Annotated in this window: 13 protein-coding genes and 1 tRNA gene; all 14 read right to left on the bottom strand. The window is 49.3% G+C overall.

The window, feature by feature from the left end; all coding sequences use genetic code 11:
- On the bottom strand, positions 1-1,121 hold a 1,121-nt coding region (gene tuf / locus ACFO3I_RS19015), incomplete at its 3' end, for an elongation factor Tu (protein WP_377336789.1).
- Positions 1,122-1,171: 50 nt separating this feature from the next.
- Positions 1,172-3,277 (bottom strand): elongation factor G, encoded by a 2,106-nt coding sequence (fusA, locus tag ACFO3I_RS19010; protein WP_377336787.1) that lies wholly within the window; start codon positions 3,275-3,277, stop codon positions 1,172-1,174.
- Between the two features lie 24 nt (positions 3,278-3,301).
- On the bottom strand, positions 3,302-3,772 hold the full coding sequence (rpsG, locus tag ACFO3I_RS19005) for a 30S ribosomal protein S7 (RefSeq protein ID WP_337843692.1): 471 nt from the start codon (positions 3,770-3,772) through the stop codon (positions 3,302-3,304).
- Positions 3,773-3,861: 89 nt separating this feature from the next.
- Entirely contained in the window at positions 3,862-4,236 is a 375-nt protein-coding gene (rpsL, locus tag ACFO3I_RS19000; RefSeq protein WP_377336785.1) for a 30S ribosomal protein S12, read from the bottom strand.
- Between the two features lie 150 nt (positions 4,237-4,386).
- On the bottom strand, positions 4,387-8,568 hold the full coding sequence (gene rpoC / locus ACFO3I_RS18995; RefSeq protein ID WP_377336783.1) for a DNA-directed RNA polymerase subunit beta': 4,182 nt from the start codon (positions 8,566-8,568) through the stop codon (positions 4,387-4,389).
- A 94-nt stretch (positions 8,569-8,662) separates the two neighbouring features.
- A complete protein-coding gene (rpoB, locus tag ACFO3I_RS18990; RefSeq protein ID WP_377336781.1) occupies positions 8,663-12,688 on the bottom strand; it encodes a DNA-directed RNA polymerase subunit beta in 4,026 nt (1,341 codons plus the stop codon).
- 178 nt (positions 12,689-12,866) lie between these two features.
- A complete protein-coding gene (rplL, locus tag ACFO3I_RS18985) occupies positions 12,867-13,232 on the bottom strand; it encodes a 50S ribosomal protein L7/L12 (protein WP_337843696.1) in 366 nt (121 codons plus the stop codon).
- Between the two features lie 66 nt (positions 13,233-13,298).
- On the bottom strand, positions 13,299-13,793 hold the full coding sequence (gene rplJ / locus ACFO3I_RS18980) for a 50S ribosomal protein L10 (RefSeq protein ID WP_377336779.1): 495 nt from the start codon (positions 13,791-13,793) through the stop codon (positions 13,299-13,301).
- Positions 13,794-14,086: 293 nt separating this feature from the next.
- The gene (rplA, locus tag ACFO3I_RS18975) at positions 14,087-14,788 is read right to left on the bottom strand and encodes a 50S ribosomal protein L1 (protein WP_377336777.1); all 702 of its coding nucleotides are present in this window, start codon (positions 14,786-14,788) and stop codon (positions 14,087-14,089) included.
- A gap of 3 nt (positions 14,789-14,791) precedes the next feature.
- Positions 14,792-15,220 carry a 50S ribosomal protein L11 gene (gene rplK, locus ACFO3I_RS18970; RefSeq protein WP_031564148.1) on the bottom strand — a complete coding sequence of 143 codons (429 nt, stop codon included), beginning with the start codon at positions 15,218-15,220 and terminating at the stop codon, positions 14,792-14,794.
- A gap of 126 nt (positions 15,221-15,346) precedes the next feature.
- Positions 15,347-15,874, bottom strand: coding sequence for a transcription termination/antitermination protein NusG (gene nusG, locus ACFO3I_RS18965; protein WP_377336775.1), 528 nt, complete (start codon positions 15,872-15,874; stop codon positions 15,347-15,349).
- A gap of 15 nt (positions 15,875-15,889) precedes the next feature.
- A complete protein-coding gene (gene secE / locus ACFO3I_RS18960) occupies positions 15,890-16,264 on the bottom strand; it encodes a preprotein translocase subunit SecE (protein ID WP_377336773.1) in 375 nt (124 codons plus the stop codon).
- A gap of 78 nt (positions 16,265-16,342) precedes the next feature.
- Positions 16,343-16,419: transfer RNA gene (locus ACFO3I_RS18955), tRNA-Trp, on the bottom strand.
- A 170-nt stretch (positions 16,420-16,589) separates the two neighbouring features.
- A partial coding sequence (locus ACFO3I_RS18950) for an EF-Tu C-terminal domain-related protein (RefSeq protein WP_465269156.1) occupies positions 16,590-16,753 on the bottom strand: 164 nt, incomplete at its 5' end.

The raw sequence follows: 16,753 nt of genomic DNA, 5'->3' as shown, positions 1-16,753 counted from the left end.
CGCAGACCTTCGTCCATCGCGATTGGGTTGATCAGCTCTACCACAAACTTCAGGTTGTCACCTGGCATTACCATCTCTACGCCTTCTGGCAGCTCTACTGCGCCAGTTACGTCCGTTGTACGGAAGTAGAACTGTGGACGGTAACCTTTGAAGAATGGCGTATGACGACCACCTTCTTCTTTCGTCAACACGTAAACTTCAGCTTCAAACTTCGTGTGTGGCTTGATTGAACCTGGCTTCGCCAGTACTTGACCACGCTCTACGTCTTCACGCTTCGTACCACGTAACAGCGCACCGATGTTCTCGCCTGCACGACCTTCGTCTAACAGCTTACGGAACATTTCCACACCAGTACACGTTGTCTTCGTTGTATCTTTGATACCTACGATTTCGACTTCTTCACCTACTTTCACGATACCTTGCTCTACACGGCCTGTGACTACTGTACCACGGCCTGAAATAGAGAATACGTCTTCGATTGGCATGATGAACGGCTTGTCGATTGCACGCTCTGGCTCTGGAATGTAGGTGTCCAGCGCGTTACCCAGGTCCAGGATCTTCTGTTCCCACGCTGCATCGCCTTCCAGACCTTTCAGGGCTGAACCACGGATTACTGGCAGGTCATCACCTGGGAAGTCGTACTCTGACAACAGCTCACGTACTTCCATCTCTACCAGCTCTAACAGCTCTTCGTCATCTACCATGTCACACTTGTTCATGAACACGATGATGTATGGTACGCCTACCTGACGAGATAACAGGATGTGCTCACGTGTCTGTGGCATTGGGCCATCAGTCGCTGCTACTACCAGGATTGCGCCGTCCATCTGTGCAGCACCTGTGATCATGTTCTTCACATAGTCAGCGTGGCCTGGGCAGTCTACGTGGGCGTAGTGACGTGTTGGCGTGTCGTATTCAACGTGTGAAGTGTTGATCGTGATACCACGAGCTTTTTCTTCTGGCGCTTTATCGATTTGATCGAAAGCGAATGCCTGACCGCCGTAGTGCTTCGCCAGTACGTTGGTGATCGCTGCAGTTAAAGTAGTTTTACCGTGGTCAACGTGGCCGATTGTACCTACGTTTACGTGCGGTTTTACGCGTTCAAATTTAGCCTTAGCCATTTTAATTACCTTCTGTTAGAGGCCTGCCTGAAGACAGGCCGACAAAGTTATTATTCACCAGTTTTACGAGCTGCGATGATCGCTTCAGTAATGTTGTTTGGCGCTTCCATATACTTCAATGGTTCCATTGAATAAGAAGCACGACCTTGCGTCAGAGAACGCATCGAAGTCGCATAGCCGAACATTTCTGACAGAGGAACCTGAGCGTCAACGATCTTGATACCACCAGGGGCATCTTCCATACCGTTAATCATACCGCGGCGACGGTTTAAGTCACCAACGATATCACCCATGAAGTCTTCCGGAGTGACTACTTCTACTTTCATCATTGGTTCCAGCAGGACAGGTTTGGCCTGCAGAGCACCTTTTTTGAAACCCATAGAAGCTGCGATCTTAAACGCCATCTCGTTTGAGTCAACGTCGTGATAAGAACCGTCAAATACTGTTACTTTCACGTCGATCACCGGGTAGCCAGCCAGGATACCGTTCTTCATCTGTTCCTGAATACCTTTGTCGATTGCAGGAATGTATTCTTTTGGAATCACCCCGCCAACAACGGCATTCACGAATTCATAACCAGCACCTTCTTCTTGTGGCTCAATTTTGAGCCAACAATGACCGAACTGACCACGACCACCAGATTGACGTACGAATTTGCCTTCAACTTCTGTTGAGCCACGTACAGTTTCACGGTAAGCAACCTGTGGTTTACCCACGTTTGCTTCAACCTTGAACTCACGCTTCATACGATCAACGATGATTTCCAGGTGCAATTCACCCATACCAGAGATGATGGTTTGACCGGTTTCTTCGTCAGTGTGAACTCGGAAAGATGGATCTTCAGCCGCCAATTTACTCAGCGCGATACCCATTTTTTCCTGGTCAGCTTTGGTCTTCGGCTCTACCGCCACAGAAATAACCGGCTCAGGGAATTCCATGCGCTCAAGAATGATCACATTCTCAGAATCACACAGGGTGTCACCTGTAGTCGTGTCTTTCAGACCAATAGCTGCTGCGATATCACCAGCACGAACTTCTTTGATCTCTTCACGGCTGTTCGCGTGCATCTGAACTATACGGCCGATACGCTCTTTCTTCTGTTTTACAGAGTTGTAAACAGCAGAACCTGCTTCGACCACGCCTGAATAGACGCGGAAGAAGGTCAGAGTACCCACGAATGGGTCTGTTGCGATCTTAAATGCCAGCGCAGAAAACGGCTCGTCGTCTGACGAATGACGCTCGTCTTCAGACTCGTCTTCTTTAATACCTTTAATTGCCTTCACTTCTGTTGGTGACGGCAGGTAATAAATGACGTTGTCCAGTACAGCTTGAACACCTTTGTTCTTGAAAGCAGAACCACACATCACCAACACAACCTCGTTGCGCAGTGTCAGATCTCGCAAGGCCTGACGCAGTTCCTCTTCAGTAAACTCACCACCTTCCAGGTAGCGTTCCATCAGCTCTTCATTGGCTTCAGCTGCTGCTTCCACCATGTTCTGACGCCATTCTTCACACTCAGCTACCATATCTTCTGGGATAGGGTCGTAAGTGAAAGTCATGCCCTGATCAGCTTCGTTCCAGTTAATGGCTTTCATCTTGATCAGGTCAATAACGCCTTTGAAGTTCTCTTCAGCGCCAATAGGCAACTGAATAGGAACGATACGTGAATTCAAGCGGTCGTTCGCTTGCTTTACAACACGCAGGAAATTCGCGCCGGTACGGTCCATCTTGTTGACGAAAATCATCCGAGGGACTTCGTACTTATTTGCCTGGCGCCACACAGTTTCAGTTTGTGGCTGAACACCCGAGGAGCCGCACAATACAACCACTGCACCATCCAGAACACGCAGAGACCGTTCTACTTCAATAGTGAAGTCGACGTGTCCCGGCGTGTCGATCAGGTTAATACGGTGCAGATCGAACTGCTGCTGCATACCAGACCAGAAGGCCGTGGTCGCAGCAGACGTGATAGTGATACCACGTTCCTGTTCTTGCTCCATCCAGTCCATAGTGGCGGCGCCATCATGGACTTCACCGATTTTGTGAGAACGGCCTGTATAAAACAGCACACGCTCGGACGTTGTGGTTTTACCCGCATCTACGTGAGCGCAAATACCAATATTCCGGTAACGCTCAATAGGAGTTGTACGTGCCACAATAAAGTCCTCTTAAGGGTGCAATTACCAGCGGAAGTGAGCAAACGCTTTGTTCGCTTCAGCCATACGGTGCACGTCTTCACGCTTCTTAACAGCAGAACCTTTGTTCTCAACAGCGTCCAGCATCTCACCAGCTAAGCGCTGGGCCATTGATTTTTCACCACGTTTACGGGCAGCTTCAACCAACCAACGCATAGCTAAAGCGTTACGACGAACCTGACGAACTTCACATGGAACCTGATAAGTAGAACCACCCACACGGCGTGATTTAACTTCAACAGTTGGACGAATGTTGTCTAAAGCAACTTCGAACAGATCCAGTTCAGCTTTTTTAGATTTCGTTGCAGCGATGTCTAATGCGCCGTATACAATTGATTCTGCGATTGATTTTTTACCGTCGATCATTACGACGTTTACGAATTTGGCAAGTAATTCACTTCCGAATTTTGGATCTGGAAGGATTTTACGTTGACCTATGACGCGTCTTCTTGGCATTCGAAACTCCGATTGCTTCAGGTGATTCCAAAACTTTTTATTACAACAATAAAAAGATTAATTAGTTTGGCCTTACTAACGGAGCACCGTTATTTCTTAGGCCGTTTAGCGCCGTACTTAGAACGGCCTTGCTTACGATCTTTAACGCCTGCACAGTCTAAAGTGCCGCGAACGGTGTGATAACGCACACCCGGAAGGTCTTTTACCCGGCCGCCACGGATCAGAACAACGCTGTGTTCCTGCAGGTTGTGGCCTTCACCACCGATGTAAGAAGTTACTTCAAAACCGTTAGTTAAACGGACACGGCATACTTTACGTAATGCTGAGTTTGGCTTCTTAGGTGTAGTGGTGTATACGCGGGTACAAACACCACGCTTCTGTGGGCAAGCTTCAAGCGCCGGAACGGTGCTCTTAGAGACCACCTGGCTGCGCGGCTTACGCACTAGCTGGTTGATTGTTGCCATTAAATACTCCTGGTTAAATAACTACCAATAAACGTGAAAAATTCCGCACCCAAATTTGGGGCCGCGGAATTTTACTGGTCAACCTTTGACCTGTCAAGAAACAAAGGGCAGGCCCATTGCTGGTGGCCTGCCCTTTGGCCTGCAATCGACTTATTCGTCGCTGCCAGACAAGTCCATATTCAGAGCGTCAGTCAGTGCCTGTTCAGCACTTTCTGCACTCATCGCCGGTTCAGCGATTTCGCCATTGGCGGCACGTTGACGCGCCCGGACACGGTTTTGGTGATACGCAAAACCAGTACCGGCCGGGATCAGACGACCAACAATGACGTTTTCTTTCAGGCCGCGCAGTTCGTCGGTTTTACCACCAACTGCTGCTTCGGTCAGTACGCGGGTCGTTTCCTGGAACGACGCTGCAGAGATGAAAGAGTCCGTCGACAGTGACGCTTTGGTAATACCAAGCAGTACGCGTTCAAACTTCGCAGGGATCTTACCTGCAGCTTCCAACTCTATGTTCGCGATAGCGACACGAGCGAATTCGACCTGTTCGCCTTCCAGGAACTCAGAGTCGCCTGGATGCAGGATCACACACTTACGCAGCATCTGACGGATAATCGTTTCGATGTGCTTATCGTTAATTTTTACGCCTTGCAGACGGTATACATCCTGAACTTCGTTCACGATGTAGCTCGCTACATGGTGGATACCACGTAAACGCAGGATATCGTGCGGTGACTCTGGACCTTCAGAGATCACTTCACCTTTCTCGATACGTTCACCTTCAAACACGTTGACCTGACGCCATTTCGGGATCATCTCTTCATGAGAGTCACCTTGCTCCGGTGTAATCACCAGACGACGTTTACCTTTAGTCTCTTTACCGAAGCTGATGACACCAGAAATTTCCGCCAGGATGGCAGGATCTTTTGGTTTACGCGCTTCGAATAAGTCAGCAACGCGTGGCAGACCACCGGTGATGTCGCGTGTTTTCGAACCTTCTTGCGGGATACGCGCCAGAACAGTACCTGGGCTAACCTTCTGGCCATCAGTAATTTCGATAGTGGTAAAGCTTGGCAGACGGATTTCCTGCAGCGCACCATCTTCCATTTCCAGGATCAGCTTAGGCTCTTTCGCATTGGCCTTGGACAAGTCTTTCACCACGGTGCGGCTTAAACCTGTCAGGTCATCCTGCTGAACCTCAGTGTTGCTGTCATCAACATCACTGAATGAAACCTTGGCACCACGCTCAACGATGATTGGGTGAGAGTGCGGATCCCAGTTCGCCACGATTTGACCTGAGGTCACTGTGGTGTTGTCGTCCACAGTCAGCACAGAACCGTATGGCAGCTTGTAGCGCTCTTTCTCACGACCTTGCTCGTCAAATACTGTGACTTCAGCAGAACGTGACGTGATGACGATCTTGCCATCTGTATTACGTACAGTTTTGGCGTTGTGCAGCTTCAGCGTACCGGCATTTTTCACCTGAACACTGTTCTCAGCAGAAGCCCGTGATGCCGCACCACCGATGTGGAAGGTACGCATCGTTAACTGTGTACCTGGTTCACCGATTGATTGAGCAGCGATAACACCGATAGCTTCACCTGGATTAATCAGGTGGCCACGGGCCAGGTCACGGCCGTAACATTTAGCACAGACACCAAAGTTCGTCTGACAGGTAATTACTGAACGAACATAGACTTCGTCGATTGAGTTCTTTTCAATCATGTCACAAAGTTTTTCGTCCAGCATGGTGCCGTCTTCAACCAGCACTTCGCCAGTAGCCGGAACCACAACATCACCAATCACCACACGACCTAATACGCGTTCACGCAGGCCTTCAACAACGTCACCACCTTCAATCAGTGGTTTCATCATGATGCCTTCGGTTGAGCCACAGTCATGCTCGGTGACAACCAAGTCTTGGGCAACGTCAACCAGACGACGAGTCAGGTAACCTGAGTTCGCTGTCTTCAATGCGGTATCCGCCAAACCTTTACGAGCACCGTGAGTCGAGATGAAGTACTGAAGTACGCTCAGACCTTCACGGAAGTTCGCGGTAATTGGCGTTTCGATGATGGAGCCGTCTGGCTTGGCCATCAGACCACGCATACCAGCCAGCTGACGGATCTGAGCCGGTGAACCCCGGGCGCCAGAGTCAGCCATCATGTAAACAGAGTTAAATGACGGTTGAGTGACAGTGTCGCCATCGCGGTTAACCACTTGTTCTTTCGACAAGTTATCCATCATCGCTTTGGACAGTGCTTCGTTCGCCGTTGACCAGATGTCGATAACTTTGTTGTATTTCTCACCTGCAGTAACCAGACCTTGTTGGAACTGATCCTGGATTTCAGCAACTTCTGCTTCAGCAGCAGAGATGATGTCAACCTTGGCGGCAGGAATGACCATATCGTCAATACCTACAGACACACCAGACAGCATCGCGTAGTGGAAACCGGTGTACATGATTTGGTCAGCCAGAATAACGGTGTTCTTCAGACCAATACGACGGTAAGAACCGTTTAACAGGCGGCTGATCTGCTTCTTACCCATAGCCTGGTTGACAGAGTCAAAGGCCAAACCTTCCGGCAGAGTAGAAAATAGGATAGCGCGACCTACTGTGGTATCTTTTACAGCAGTTGCAGAGGTTTTGGTGCCATCTGGCTGCAAAGTCACTTCAGTAATACGAACTTTTACTTTGGCATGTAAGCTGGCCACGCCGGCACGGAAGGCTTTTTCCGCTTCTTTCGGGCTCTTAAACAACATGCCTTCGCCTTTGGCGTTGATGGCGTCACGGGTCATGTAGTACAGACCCAATACAACGTCCTGAGAAGGAACAATGATTGGCTCACCGTTCGCAGGAGACAGTACGTTGTTCGTCGACATCATCAGTGCACGGGCTTCTAACTGAGCTTCCAGGGTCAGCGGTACGTGAACCGCCATCTGGTCACCGTCGAAGTCGGCGTTGTAAGCAGCACACACCAACGGGTGCAGCTGAATCGCTTTACCTTCAATCAGAACTGGTTCGAAGGCCTGGATACCCAGACGGTGCAGTGTTGGTGCACGGTTCAGCAGAACCGGATGCTCACGGATGACTTCATCCAGAACGTCCCACACTGCGCCTTCTTCGCGCTCAACCATTTTCTTGGCAGCTTTGATGGTGGTCGCTAAACCACGGGCTTCCAGCTTGCCATAGATAAACGGCTTGAACAGTTCCAGAGCCATTTTCTTCGGCAGACCACACTGGTGTAAACGCAGAGTAGGACCAACGGTAATTACCGAACGGCCTGAATAGTCAACACGTTTACCCAACAGGTTCTGACGGAAACGACCCTGTTTACCTTTGATCATGTCCGCTAAAGACTTCAGAGGACGCTTGTTTGAGCCCGTGATCGCACGACCACGACGGCCATTGTCTAACAGCGCATCAACAGCTTCCTGCAACATACGCTTTTCGTTGCGCACGATGATATCTGGAGCGGACAAGTCCAGCAGACGCTTCAGACGGTTGTTCCGGTTGATCACGCGGCGGTACAGATCGTTCAGATCTGACGTTGCAAAACGACCACCATCCAGTGGAACCAGAGGACGTAAATCCGGTGGCAATACTGGCAGTACAGTCATGATCATCCACTCCGGCTTGTTACCAGAAGTGTGGAACGCTTCCATCAGCTTCAGACGCTTGCTGACTTTTTTACGTTTGGTTTCAGAGTTGATAGTTGGCAACTCTTCACGCATTTGTTTGATTTCTGTGGCCAGATCGATGCCTTTTAGCAGGTCGAGGATCGCCTCTGCACCCATTTTGGCTTCGAACTCGTCACCGTGCTCTTCCAGCACGTCCAGGTATTCTTCTTCAGTCAGCATCTGACGGCGCTCTAAAGAAGTCATGCCTGGTTCAGTCACTACATAGCTTTCGAAATACAATACACGCTCGATATCACGTAACGTCATATCCAGCAGTAAACCGATCCGGCTTGGTAATGATTTCAGGAACCAGATGTGAGCCGTTGGGCTCGCCAGCTCAATGTGGCCCATGCGCTCACGGCGCACTTTAGTCAGCGTGACTTCAACGCCACACTTCTCACAGATCACACCACGGTGCTTCAGGCGCTTGTACTTACCGCACAAACACTCATAGTCTTTCACCGGGCCAAAGATACGGGCACAGAACAGACCGTCACGCTCTGGTTTAAAAGTCCGGTAGTTGATGGTCTCAGGCTTTTTCACTTCGCCGAATGACCATGAACGGATCATGTCCGGAGAAGACAGACCGATACGGATCACATCGAACTCTTCAGTTTTTGTTTGTTGTTTCAGAAACTTTAATAAGTCTTTCACTTTACTCTCCTGTCAGAGGGTTAACCTTTTTCAAAAGGTGCGCGCAGCACCGGCTGAGGCAGAAGCCGCTCTGCATCTGCAGAGCGGCTGCCGGTTATTCCTCTTCCAATTCGATGTTGATACCGAGCGAACGGATTTCTTTCATCAGTACGTTGAAAGATTCTGGCATGCCAGGCTCCATGCGGTGGTCGCCGTCCACGATGTTCTTATACATCTTGGTACGACCATTCACGTCATCTGACTTCACTGTCAGCATCTCTTGCAGCGTGTATGCTGCGCCGTATGCTTCCAGGGCCCACACTTCCATCTCACCGAAACGCTGACCACCGAACTGAGCTTTACCACCCAGAGGCTGTTGCGTTACTAAGCTGTAAGAGCCGGTAGAACGAGCGTGCATCTTGTCATCAACTAAGTGGTTCAGTTTCAGCATGTACATGTAGCCGACAGTAACCTTACGTTCGAAGGTGTTACCGGTACGACCATCGTACAGCGTGATCTGACCGCTGCTTGGCAGGTCGCCTAACTCTAACAGTTGTTTGATTTCGCTTTCTTTCGCGCCATCAAACACCGGAGTTGCCACTGGTAAACCTTTACGCAGGTTTTCTGCCAGACGGCGTACTTCATCATCAGTGAAGTTTTCGATATCCACATCCTGACGTGATTCACCCAATGCATAGACCTTTTTCAGGAAGTCACGGATCTCCGCAATTTCTTTCTGGTCTTTGATCATGGCGTCAATCTTGTCACCGATACCACGAGCCGCTAAGCCTAAGTGTGTTTCCAGGATCTGACCGATGTTCATCCGCGATGGAACGCCCAGCGGGTTCAGAACGATATCAACTGGCTGACCTTTTTCGTCATATGGCATATCTTCCACAGGAACAATGGTAGAAACCACACCTTTGTTACCGTGACGACCGGCCATCTTGTCACCAGGCTGGATACGACGTTTTACTGCCAGATACACTTTAACAATCTTCAACACGCCTGGAGCCAGGTCATCGCCCTGAACAATCTTGCGACGCTTAGCTTCGAACTTCTTGTCGTATTCGACACGAATTTCTTCGTACTGAGCCGCTAACTGTTCCAGATCGTTTTGCTTGTCTTCGTCTGCCAGGCTGTAGCCCATCAGCGCGTCGCCACGCATAGTGTTCAGCTTGGCGCGATCAACACCAGTGCTTTCGATCAGGTTACGGATACGAGAGTAGATACCCTCTTCCAGGATACGGAATTCTTCATTCAGGTCTTTCTTGGCCTGTTTGATTTCCATTTCCTCGATTTCACGGGCACGTTTATCTTTCTCTACGCCATCACGGGTGAATACCTGTACGTCAATTACTGTACCAGTAACAGAGTTAGGCACTCGCAGTGAGCTGTCTTTCACATCAGAGGCTTTTTCACCAAAGATCGCGCGCAACAGTTTCTCTTCTGGTGTCAGCTGGCTTTCACCTTTTGGTGTCACCTTACCCACCAGAATGTCACCACCCTTCACTTCTGCACCGATGTAAACGATACCGGCTTCATCCAGTTTGGACAGAGCTGACTCACCTACGTTTGGAATATCGGCAGTGATTTCTTCAGGCCCTAACTTGGTATCACGAGCGATACAGCTAAGTTCCTGAATATGGATAGTAGTTAAACGGTCTTCCTGTACTAAACGCTCAGATAACAAAATCGAGTCTTCGAAGTTGTAACCGTTCCAAGGCATGAACGCGACGCGCAGGTTTTGACCCAGAGCCAGTTCACCTAAATCCGTAGATGGACCGTCAGCCAGAATGTCACCACGTTCAATAGGTTCGCCTTTGTTAACACAAGGACGTTGGTTGATACAGGTGTTCTGGTTAGAACGGGTGTACTTAGTCAGGTTGTAGATATCGATACCCGCTTCACCAGCGACCATCTCTTCTTCATTAACCTTGATCACGATGCGGCTGGCGTCAACGTAGTCGATCACACCACCACGTTTAGCAACCACTGTTACACCAGAATCTTTCGCTACAACACGCTCAACACCAGTACCTACCAGAGGTTTGTCTGAACGCAGAGTAGGAACGGCCTGACGTTGCATGTTTGAACCCATCAATGCGCGGTTGGCGTCATCGTGTTCCAGGAACGGGATCAGTGCAGCGGCGACAGAAACGATCTGCTGTGGAGCTACGTCCATGTATTGGACTTTGTCTGCAGGCATCAACGTGAATTCGTTTTTGAAACGGCAAGGAACCAGATCGGCTACCAGGCGGCTGTCAGCATCCAGTTCAGCGTTCGCCTGTGCAATGACGAAGTTACCTTCTTCGATTGCAGACAGGAAATCCACTTCGTCGGTCACAATACCATTATCAATACGACGGTATGGTGTTTCCAGGAAACCGTACTCGTTGGTCTGTGCGAACATAGACAGCGAGTTAATCAGACCGATGTTTGGACCTTCAGGCGTTTCGATTGGACAAACACGACCATAGTGAGTCGGGTGTACGTCACGAACTTCGAAGCCGGCGCGTTCACGAGTCAGACCGCCCGGGCCTAACGCAGAAATACGGCGCTTGTGGGTCACTTCTGACAGTGGGTTGTTCTGGTCCATAAACTGAGACAGTTGGCTTGAACCGAAGAACTCTTTCACTGCAGCGGAAATTGGCTTGGCATTGATCAGGTCCTGTGGCATTACGGCATCCAGATCGCCTAACGACAGACGCTCTTTGACTGCACGTTCCACACGAACTAAACCAACACGGAATTGGTTTTCAGCCATCTCGCCAACAGAACGGATACGACGGTTACCTAAGTGGTCGATATCGTCCACTTCACCTTTACCGTTACGGATGTCGATCAGCACTTTCATCACTGCCAGGATATCCAATTTGCTCAGGATACCAACACCAGAACCTTCTTCGAAGCCAACACGGCGGTTGAACTTCATCCGGCCCACAGTGGACAGATCATAACGGTCTTCAGAGAAGAACAGGTTTTCAAATAAAGTTTCAGCAGCTTCACGCGTTGGTGGTTCACCAGGACGCATCATGCGGTAGATTTCTACCAGTGCTTCCATCCGGTTGCTGCTTGGATCAATACGCAGAGTTTCAGAAATGTATGAACCCTGGTCCAGATCGTTAATATACAGAGTTTCAAAGGCGTCATATCCGGCTTTGGCTAGTTTGGCTAACAGCTCCAGTGTGAGCTCTGCGTTCGCCTCGGCAATAATCTCTCCGGTTGAACGGTCAGCATAATTTTTCGCCAGGACACGACCTACCACATATTCATGTGGTACATCCATCAACGTCATGCCGGTTTTTTCCAGCTGACGGACGTGACGGGCAGTAATACGACGGCCGGCTTCTACGATCACTTCGCCATCGTTGTCTTTGATATCAAAGGCTGCAGTTTCACCGCGCAGGCGGTTTGGCACCACTTCCATAAACAGCTTGCCGTCTTTGATTTCAAAACGGGTGCTTTCAAAGAAGGTGCCCAGAATATCTTCTGTGCTGAATTCCAGCGCACGTAACAAAATAGTGGCTGGCAGTTTGCGGCGACGGTCGATACGGACAAACAGGTTATCTTTGGCATCAAATTCAAAGTCTAACCAGGAGCCACGGTAAGGAATGACGCGAGCATTGTATAACACCTTGCCTGAGCTGTGCGTCTTACCACGGTCGTGGTCGAAGAACACACCTGGACTGCGGTGTAATTGTGAAACGATAACACGCTCAGTACCGTTGATCACGAAGGTACCGTTTTCGGTCATCAGTGGGATTTCGCCCATGTAAACTTCTTGCTCACGAATGTCTTTGATTGTGCCTGGCACCTCTTTATCAAATAACACCATACGCAGTTTTACACGCAGCGGTGCTGAGTAAGTCACACCACGGATCTGGCACTCTTTTACATCAAAAACCGGCTCACCAATGCGGTAGCTGACGTATTGCAGCTCTGCACTACCTGAGTAGCTTTTGATTGGGAACACAGAACGGAAAGCGGCTTCTAAACCGTATTCACCTTCTGGATCCGGCTCGATGAATTTGCTGAATGATTCAATCTGAATCGACAGCAGATAAGGCACATCCAATACCAATGGACGTTTACCGAAGTCCTTACGGATACGTTTCTTTTCAGAATAAGAGTAAGTCATGGGGTTCCTCAGCTTGCTGATTTTTTACCCTACCTACCCTTGCGGGGCGGCGGTTTATGCGGCCACTATGGCTACATAAGGGGCGGGGAAAATCAAAGTCCCACAGCGCAAAAAGGCCGGTGGTTATTTCACCACCAGCCTAGCCTGAAATCAGGCGACTAATCTAGAGTTAACTAGATTATTTAACTTCAACAGTAGCACCAGCTTCTTCCAGCTCTTTCTTCAGAGCTGCAGCTTCGTCTTTAGAGATAGCTTCTTTGATTGGAGCTGGAGCAGCTTCAACCAGATCTTTCGCTTCTTTCAGACCCAGGCCAGTTGCGCCACGAACTGCTTTGATAACAGCTACTTTGTTGGCGCCGGCAGCGGCCAGAACTACAGTGAACTCAGTCTGCTCTTCAACAGCAGCAGCTGGGCCAGCAGCTACAGCAACAGCAGCAGCAGCAGAAACACCGAATTTTTCTTCCATAGCGCTAACCAGTTCAACAACTTCCATTACAGACATTGCTGCGATAGCGTCTAAAATTTGCTCTTTAGTCACTGACATTTCTCAGATTCCTAAACTAAGTGGGCGTATGCCCTATTAAACTTTAAAAACCAACCTGCTTTAAAATTAAGCGGCTTGTTCTTGCTTTTGGTCGCGAACTGCGGCAATTGTACGTACAAGTTTGCCAGCTGCTGCTTCTTTCATAGTGCTCATCAGGCGAGCGATAGCTTCGTCGTAAGTTGGTAACGAGGCCAGCACTTCTACGCTGACTACGGCGCCATTGAAGGCTGCGCTTTTCAGTTCAAACTTCTGGTTCTCTTTCGCGAAATCTTTGAAGATACGCGCTGCAGCACCTGGGTGCTCTTTAGAGAATGCAATCAGAGTTGGACCTACGAACGCGTCATTCAGACACTCAAATTCGGTGCCAGCTACTGCACGGCGTACCAGCGTGTTACGGACAACTTTCATCCATACGCCAGCTTCACGAGCTTGCTTACGCAGCTCAGTGATTTTGCCTACAGTGACACCACGAGCGTCTGCGACTACCGCAGATAAAGCACCTTTGGCAGCTTCCTGAACTTCAGCAACAATTGCTTTTTTGTCATCAAGCTTAATAGCCATTGGCTTTTAACTCCTGGTTCATCCAGACTGAATTGTCTGGTTGCCTACACATCGTTGCGCAACAAATGTTGTTCAACGCGCGATTTACGGTGGCAGACCAGAAGGATTGGAATCTTTCTGGGGCTAACACACCGTCTGCGTAGGTTTGTCTTTTTAAGCCACGCATTTCATTGAAAATTGCGGCACCTACGGTCTTGGACGGAAGCCAACAAGTGGCTTCTACCCGAAAATTAGAGCGCGAGATTATAATTTAACCTCACGCTGCTGTAAAGCTGCTTAATTAAACGGCTTTATTAGATCTTGGCGTCTAAAGTCGCTTGATCCAGAACGATACCTGCACCCATAGTGGTCGACAGGGTCACTTTCTTGATGTAAGTACCTTTAGCAACTGATGGCTTAGCACGTTTCAGTGCAACCAGCAGAGACTCTAAGTTCTCTTTGATCTTGTCAGTGTCGAAGTCGATTTTACCAACGGTAGAGTGGATGATACCGTTCTTGTCGTTACGGTAACGAACCTGACCGGCTTTAGCGTTTTTCACAGCTTCAGCAACGTTTGGCGTTACAGTACCGGTTTTTGGGTTCGGCATCAGTCCGCGTGGACCTAAGATCTGACCCAGCATACCTACAACGCGCATTGCATCTGGAGAAGCAATAACTACGTCGAAGTTCATTTCGCCTTTCTTCACTTGCTCAGCTAAGTCTTCCATACCAACGATGTCAGCACCGGCAGCTTTAGCGGCTTCAGCGTTTGCACCCTGAGTGAACACAGCAACACGAACAGTACGGCCAGTACCGTGAGGCAGTACAGTAGCACCACGGACGTTCTGGTCAGATTTACGGGCGTCGATACCCAGGTTTACTGCAACGTCAACAGATTCAACGAATTTGCTGGTTGCCAGCTCTTTTAACAGAGCTACTGCGTCATTGATACCGTACTCACGAGTAGAATCTACTTTAGAGCGGATTAATTTAGCGCGTTTTGATAATTTAGCCATCGATTAACCCTCTACCACTAAGCCCATTGAACGAGCAGTACCAGCGATGGTGCGAACTGCCGCTTCATCGTCAGCAGCGGTCAGGTCAGCACGTTTGATCTTAACGATCTCTTCCAGCTGAGCACGAGTCACTTTACCGACTTTCTGTGTATTTGGACGGCCTGAACCACCTTTCAGACCAGCTGCTTTTAACAACAGGAATGAAGCTGGAGGGGTACGGGTTTCGAATGTAAATGAGCGGTCACTGTATACAGTGATCACTACTGGGATTGGCATGCCTTTTTCCAGAGACTCTGTACGGGCGTTGAAGCCTTTACAGAATTCCATGATGTTCACACCGTGTTGACCCAGTGCTGGACCAACTGGTGGTGACGGGTTTGCCATACCAGCTTTAACTTGTAATTTTACAAGTGCCGTGACTTTCTTAGCCATGTTTCACCTCTTTATAGGGTCTTAGCCTCGTAAGTGCGAGGACACTTACTCAAACGGCTCCCCTGACGTTAAAAAAGGCCGCGATTATATTTTAACCAGCGGCCCGTGACAACGGTTTTTTGACCGTTAAGCTTTTTCGACCTGACCGAACTCCAGATCCACCGGAGTCGAACGACCGAAGATCAGAACCGACACTTTCACGCGGCTCTTCTCGTAATCCACTTCTTCCACCACACCATTGAAATCGGCAAATGGACCTTCGGTAACCCGAACCACTTCGCCTGCTTCGAACAGCGTTTTTGGTTTTGGCTTATCTGCATTGTCTTGCAGACGGTTCAGGATCGTGTTGGCTTCTTTTTCTGTGATTGGTGCCGGGCGATCTGAAGTTCCACCGATAAACCCTAATACGCGTGGCACACTTTTAACTAAGTGCCATGCTTCTTCACACATTTCCATCTGGACTAACACATAGCCAGGGAAAAACTTGCGTTCAGATTTGCGTTTCTGGCCAGCGCGCATTTCTACCACTTCTTCGGTAGGAACCAGTACTTCACCAAACTTCTCTTCCATTTGGTGGATCTTGATGTGCTCACGCAGAGAAGTAGCTACACGCTGTTCAAACCCAGCAAACGCTTGTACTACGTACCAACGCATTTTTCCTGACATAACTTAGATCCCCAAACCGGTAATAAATGAGACAAGACGCAACAGAATAGCATCAAGACCCCACAGGAGCAGCGCAACAATTAAGGTTGCAACCATAACAATCAGTGTAGTCTGCATGGTTTCCTGGCGGGTTGGCCATACTACTTTGCGTACTTCGGTTCTGGCTTCTTTGGCGAACTCAAGGAAAGCAGCGCCTTTTGCCGTCTTGGCTGCCAGAAATGCAGCTAAACCAGCTAATACGATAATAGCGCCAGCTTTTTCCAAAGCGGACAGCTCGTACATGTAATTACCAGCGACCAGTACAGTTAACAGTACCAGTACGCCAAACCATTTCACCGCATCTAAGCCGCTTTTTGGGGTTTCACTCGTTGCATTCATGCTCTAACTCACTTTCCCATGGCGTGTAACACCAAGCTACATTGCAGCCCCAGCTCTGACGGGGACCTATTCTGATAGTGGCAGGGGCAGAGGGATTCGAACCCCCAACCATCGGTTTTGGAGACCGCTGTTCTACCAATTGGAACTATGCCCCTAAAATCCGGCCTGACGACAAAACTGCCGCCAACCAAAAATAGCCGCTCATTATACTGTCTTGCTGAATGAAAACAAGCCAGAACACCGGCTAGAACGGTAAAAGCAGTCGAACCTGTAAAAGTTCAACAAAAAGGGCCCCTTACGGAGCCCTCTGCAACGGCATCACTGATTAAGCAACGATCTTCGCTACTACACCAGCACCTACTGTACGGCCGCCTTCACGGATTGCGAAGCGCAGACCTTCGTCCATCGCGATTGGGTTGATCAGCTCTACCACAAACTTCAGGTTGTCACCTGGCATTACCATCTCTACGCCTTCTGGCAGCTCTACTG

This window comes from Rheinheimera marina (genome assembly GCF_042654345.1).
GTDB lineage: Bacteria > Pseudomonadota > Gammaproteobacteria > Enterobacterales > Alteromonadaceae > Pararheinheimera > Pararheinheimera marina.
Note: the sequence above shows the minus strand (reverse complement) of the source record. Positions and strands in the feature narration are given on the sequence as shown.

Coding starts and splice junctions, on each gene's coding strand:
- nusG (WP_377336775.1), bottom strand. CDS start 15,874: ATGCGTTGGTACGTAGTACAAGCGTTTGCTGGGTTTGAACAGCGTGTA.
- rplK (WP_031564148.1), bottom strand. CDS start 15,220: ATGGCTAAGAAAGTCACGGCACTTGTAAAATTACAAGTTAAAGCTGGT.
- rpsL (WP_377336785.1), bottom strand. CDS start 4,236: ATGGCAACAATCAACCAGCTAGTGCGTAAGCCGCGCAGCCAGGTGGTC.
- rpoB (WP_377336781.1), bottom strand. CDS start 12,688: ATGACTTACTCTTATTCTGAAAAGAAACGTATCCGTAAGGACTTCGGT.
- rplL (WP_337843696.1), bottom strand. CDS start 13,232: ATGTCAGTGACTAAAGAGCAAATTTTAGACGCTATCGCAGCAATGTCT.
- secE (WP_377336773.1), bottom strand. CDS start 16,264: ATGAATGCAACGAGTGAAACCCCAAAAAGCGGCTTAGATGCGGTGAAA.
- rplA (WP_377336777.1), bottom strand. CDS start 14,788: ATGGCTAAATTATCAAAACGCGCTAAATTAATCCGCTCTAAAGTAGAT.
- rplJ (WP_377336779.1), bottom strand. CDS start 13,793: ATGGCTATTAAGCTTGATGACAAAAAAGCAATTGTTGCTGAAGTTCAG.
- rpsG (WP_337843692.1), bottom strand. CDS start 3,772: ATGCCAAGAAGACGCGTCATAGGTCAACGTAAAATCCTTCCAGATCCA.